Raw genomic sequence first — 2,998 nt, 5'->3', positions numbered from 1 at the left:
TGCGCCGAGGTGACTCCCGCCCTGCTGGCCGCCCAGTTACATCAGGAGTCGGGTTTCAACCCGCGGGCCCGGTCACCCGTGGGCGCGATGGGGATCGCCCAGTTCATGCCCGGGACGTGGGCCTCCCACGGGCAGGGCGATGTGTGGAACCCGGCCGACGCGATCCCCGCGGCGGCCCGGTACGACTGCGCGGTGGCGGCCTCGGTCGCCTCCGTGTCCGGCGCGGCCCAGGAGAAGATGCTGGCCGCGTACAACGCGGGAGCGGGCGCGGTGCTCGCCTTCGCCGGTATTCCGCCGTACACCGAGACGCGTAACTACGTCCGCACGATCCTCGCGCAGGCACAGGTGTACGGTGACGCCTTGGAGCTCGGCGTCGACATCCCCGCAGGTTCGGTCGCCCCGATGGTCGCCTTCATGCGGTCGCAGATCGGCAAGCCCTACGTCTGGGGTGCGACCGGTCCCGACGCCTGGGACTGCTCGTCGCTGGTCCGGGAGGCGTATCGCCGTATCGGCATCGAGCTCCCCCGCGTGACGACCGACCAGCTGCGGTTCGGCCCGCAGGTCGCGGGCGTCGATCCGCAGCCGGGGGACTTACTGTTCATCCCCGGCACCGACGGCACCGCCGAGGCGCCGGGCCATGTCGGGATGTACATCGGCGACGGCCGGGTCATCGCGGCCAAGGGAGCGCGGTGGGGGGTCGTCGAATCCGACATCTCGGACTGGAGTGGGACCGTGGCCGTGACCAGGCCGCTGGCTAGGCAGCGTTCCTGACCCGGATTTCCTGCTCCGGGCACTCCGGGTGCGCCGTTGCTCCGCTCAGGTAGCCGCCTGGGACACGAAGGTGGACAGTCCGTCGGCCACGCCACCGAGCGCACCGACGGCGCTGTGCACCACATCGGCGGCGTTACCCGGTGCTGTCACCGCGAAGAACAGGGCGAACAGCCCGACGCCATACGGCCAGAAGATTTTTTTCATCGAGGACCTCACAGAAAACCCAGTCGACACGGCCAGACGGACACCAACGTCGGTTCGCTACCGACAGCATGTGTGTACTCACCTTGAGTAGTCGCTGCAAGATGAATCGCCGGAGCGGCGAGTGAACTGCGCGGTGGCGGGGCCGGGGGACAGCGGATGGACAGGGATCTGACCATAGGTGGGCAGTAGGCAACGGATGGGTGAACGGATCTAATAGTGCATGCGACCCCGGGTCGGTTGACTTCGATTCCCGGCGCGGGGTGGCTGTCCGGGGCAATGGCCGGCCTGGCCGGGGAAGCTCCCGCCGGAGCCGCTCAGGACCGTCAGGACGGCGCGATGCTCTGCGCGAAGCGGAACAGGTTGTCCGGGTCGTAGGCGCGCTTGACCTGGCGCAACCGCGGAAGGTTCGCCCCGTAGTACGCATCGGCCCAGGTGGTGAGGTCCGGGTCGATGTAGTTCTGGTACGCCGACGACGACATGAACGGCGCCGTCGCCGCCACCGTGGATCGCAACCAGCTCTGGTTAGCCTCCTTGTCCGCCGGGGATGCGTCGACGGAGTAGCCGGCGACGAACTGGGCGCTGGCGAGCGTGTTGCGGTGCACGAACGCCGTGTCACCCGGGCCGACCCGGTTGATCGCGCCGCCCCAGGAATCCAGGATCACGCCACCCGGACCGGCCCCGGGTGTGCGCTGGCGTCGCTCGAGGGCGGCGAGCATCGTCTCGACCCCGCCGGCCGGCATCGGTTCGGTGAGGAACGCCGAGGCGGCCCGTTGGGCCACCCGTGGCAGGGTGCCTCCGGGCGTCCGGTCGCGCAGGTGGCACGCGTCGACGCTTTTGCCCGCGCAGCCCGCCTCAAGCAACATCGTCTCGAGATGGCCACGCTGGGCGACGAAGGTGCTCGAGGGCCTCCGGCCGACGGCGGCGACGAGGTCGGCGAGTCGATCCCGCAGCCATGTGATCCGCGTGTCGTCGGCGCCGCCCGCGAGCACGCCGCTCACCCGCAGGGCTGGGCTGCCGGTGGCCCCGGTCGTCGGCATCGAGGTCACGACGCAGGTCGACCACAGGTCCTCCGGCGCGCCGCCGCTGTCGGCGATCCAGCCCTGCCACGCGGTGAGCACGTCCGCCGCCACGTCCCAGGGCCAGCGGTAGGTGAACAGCGCCAACGGTGTCGCCCGATGGGTGGCGAAGGTGAACGACGTCACGATGCCGACGTTGCCCCCGCCCGCACCGCGTAGCGACCAGAAGAGGTCCGGCTCGGTGTCGGCGTCGGCGCGCACAGTATCCCCGGAGGCCAGCACGACCTCGGCGGAGACCATCCGATCGCAGGTCAGACCGTAGCGCCGGCTCAACACTCCGATGCCGCCGCCGAGGGCGAGCCCGGCGATGCCGACGGTCGGGCATGATCCGGCCGGCAGCGCCAGCCCGTTCTCGGCGAGTGCGGAGTAGACGTCGATCAGCAGCGCTCCGGCCCCGATCAGCGCGGTGCCGTCGGGCCCCGGCCGGACCGACGCCATCGCAGTCACGTCCACGACCAGCCCGGTCGTCGTTGAGTAACCCCCGTAGCTGTGGCCACCGGCCCGCGCGACGAGATGTATCCCGGTGGAGCGGGCGAAGTCGATGCAGGCCGTGACGTCCCCCGCGGACATGGCACGGACCACCGCCTGCGGACGTACCGCGTCGAAAGCCGGGTCGAACAGCATGCTGGCGACGGCGTAGTCCGGATCGGTCGGTCGCAGCAGCGGACCGGTCAGCCGTTCGTCGAGCGTGCGCCAGTCGATCTCCGTTGGTATCGGGTGGGGGGCGTCCTCCTGCTGACAGGCGCTCATCAGGCCGCCACCGAGCCCGAGCGCGGCGAGCCCGAGCCCGCCGGCTCCGGCGGCGGCGGTCCGTAGCACCGATCGTCGGTCAGGCTCGTAATCCACGGTCAGTCCTCACGGCTGCTACGAGTCCGGGGAGTGGACGATGGTCGTCACGAGTCGTCAGACCATCCGTGTCATCACGACACCCTAGGTCACCGGCGACA

Annotated in this window: 3 protein-coding genes; 1 reads left to right on the top strand and 2 read right to left on the bottom strand. The window is 70.3% G+C overall.

The window, feature by feature from the left end; translation table 11 throughout:
• The coding region (locus AC08ON_RS07395; RefSeq protein ID WP_476616679.1) for an NlpC/P60 family protein at positions 1–771 on the top strand (771 nt) is incomplete at its 5' end.
• A gap of 45 nt (positions 772–816) precedes the next feature.
• On the opposite strand, the gene AC08ON_RS07390 is transcribed toward AC08ON_RS07395, so the two are convergent.
• Positions 817–975 carry a hypothetical protein gene (locus AC08ON_RS07390; RefSeq protein WP_023840589.1) on the bottom strand — a complete coding sequence of 53 codons (159 nt, stop codon included), beginning with the start codon at positions 973–975 and terminating at the stop codon, positions 817–819.
• Positions 976–1,298: 323 nt separating this feature from the next.
• Complete coding sequence (locus AC08ON_RS07385; protein ID WP_476606966.1) at positions 1,299–2,897, bottom strand: FAD-binding oxidoreductase; 1,599 nt, start codon at positions 2,895–2,897, stop codon at positions 1,299–1,301.
• Positions 2,898–2,998 lie beyond the last annotated feature (101 nt).

This window comes from Frankia sp. CoWAU3 (assembly GCF_977971855.1).
Note: the sequence above shows the minus strand (reverse complement) of the source record. Positions and strands in the feature narration are given on the sequence as shown.